General features: G+C 50.4%; 1 protein-coding gene. It reads right to left on the minus strand.

Going from position 1 to position 2,421, the window contains the following annotated elements:
* The coding region (locus F3741_12430; GenBank protein MZG31583.1) for a nitrite/sulfite reductase at positions 1 to 1,988 on the minus strand (1,988 nt) is incomplete at its 3' end.
* Between the last annotated feature and the right edge of the window lie 433 nt (positions 1,989 to 2,421).

The raw sequence follows: 2,421 nt of genomic DNA on the forward strand, positions 1-2,421 counted from the left end.
GTCGACTCAAAGCTGTCGATGAGCTTCGCGAACCTGGCCGATACAATTTCCATGTCGATAACCAGTGACTGGAATTTTTTCAGACATTCCCAATCGTCATTGAAGTCCATTCCTTCCGTAACCAGTAGAGCCCGGGCAGAAGCAATGACCGAACGCTTCGCGTGATCTCCCGTTTCCTTGAACTCTTTCTTTTCAAGGCTGAGCTTGCCCTGGAAGTGGGCCCGCTCTGCTTCGGTGATGCGGTCGGTGATCATATCGGTGACAGCACCGGCGCACTCGCCCTGTCCACGGTCTTCGAGACTGAATTTTTCTGTTGAGCCATAGTCGATATAAGACTCAGGCGATGCCTCAATATCCGGCAAAGATTTGAGCGGATCGAGCAAATCGCGGAAATGGAGTTTACCTTTCCGGTCAAAATACTCACCAAAGGTTTCGCCGTCCTGCTTGTTGGATTTAAAATCTTCAAGCGTAACTTTTGTCGCCTGGGGCGCGTTCTTCGCAGGAATCTTAATGACGGAAGTGCCAAACACCACATCATCTTCCGAGACTCTCCCGCCAAGCAGCACTTCATAATGCGGAGTCAGCACACCATTCAGTTTTTTTGCTCCGCCATGAAACCCGATCGAAGCTATATGATGCTGACCACAGGAGTTCGGGCAACCGCTCGCCTTGATCGAAACATGATCGAGGTCTTTGGTTGGCTGGAAACCATTCTCCATATCCTTGTTCAGCTCCTGCACCAACCCGCGGGAAGCCGTGATGCCGAGGTTGCAGGTTTCTGAACCCGGACAACAGGTGATGTCGCGAATCTCTTCGGTACCGGCTTTGTGAAGCCCGATGTTTTTCAGTGCCGCATAGACGGCGCCGAAAGCATCTTCCTTAACCCAGGGGATCATCACGTTCTGGTTGACCGTGCAGAGGATCATCGCTCCCGCATATTTCCGGGCGATGTCTGCCAATGCCCTGGCTTGCGGGATGGTGAAGTCACCGAGAATCAGTTTGATCTGCACATTGTGGAATCCGCTCTGTTTCTGCGCTTCAATGTTCCTGTCTCTCCAGAGAGTGAACTCCGGATCAGAGTCGTGCTCGTTGTTCGGTTGATATGAAGGAATCTCCGGAACCGCGTCTTCATCAGACAGGTCAATAGCAGGGTAGGTGTTGCCATTGAGCGCGGCGTATTCCTCTTCATAAAGTTCTTTGATCTTATCCATGCCGAGCTTGTCGACCACATACTTGAGCCGGGCCTTGTTGCGGTTGCGCTTGTCGCCGTATTTGTCGAACACGGAGACGATCGCCTCAGCCATCTGCAACATATTGTCGGCAGGAAGAAAGTCGATCAAAGGCTTTGCCCCATGCGGGAAAGAACCCAGCCCACCCCCAACGAGAATGCGGAACCCGCGAACATTGTCTTTAATAACCGCCTTCAATCCGATGTCATGGATGGGGGCCAGCCCGCAACCGTTACAACCGCCAAAACTGATTTTGAATTTTCGCGGCAGGTTCTGGGTCAGGTCTCTACGCAATAGATATTTTGAAACCGCCAGCGCATAAGGAGCCACATCGAACACTTCCGTCTGGCAGGTGCCGGCTTTGTGACAGGCCGTTACATTACGCACCGTGTTGCCGCAGGCCTCACGCGTGGTGATGCCCGCCTGCGCGAGGTCTTCGAGTCCCCGCGGGACATCATCAATCTTCACATAATGCAGTTGAATGTCCTGGCGGGTGGTTATGTGCAAAATGCCGTGAGAATATTTCTCCGCGAAATCAGCCAGCGAACTCATCTGGTCACTGGTGATCCTCCCGGCCGGGAGCTTGGTGCGCACCATCTGCTCACCATCCTGCCGTTGACCATAAATTCCCTGTTGCAGCCGGAACCGTTTGAAGTCGTCATCACTGACTTCACCACGGTTCAGCCGTTCCACCTCAGCGGCGAACGCTTCAATTTCCTGCCGGATCTCGTCCGGAATATTTAGAGCTTTTGTATCCATTATTTACCTCGGTTTCAACAGGCCCTGTGCCTGTGTGCGATATCTATATTTTTCCCGTTTTAGCAGGGGTATCCCACTAAAAACAAGTCGGTTATAATCCAAATTTGTGGAGTTGCCAGAAAGGATCACAAATAGGTTTTTTTTTAATATCTTATAATAAAAATGCACCGAAAAACAGTAGAATAGCAGATTAAGAATTGCCGGGCAATGTAAGGCTGTTTATAAGAATCATTTAATTTCCCCCTCATCCTAACCTTCTCCCCTGGAGGGAGAAGGAACTGTTAAGCTCCTCTTTCTTGAGGTAGACGTGATATTTTTCCGAAGCCTTCGTGCCCCGGAGGGGTAGGATTGAGGTGAGGGTGATTTCATAATGTTTTTAATCAATACTCAGGCAAGTGGAAGCCTTTGTGAAGAATGGAAGTAACTTTAATTA

The sequence above is a fragment of the Nitrospinota bacterium genome (assembly GCA_009873635.1).
Lineage (GTDB): Bacteria > Nitrospinota > Nitrospinia > Nitrospinales > VA-1 > LS-NOB.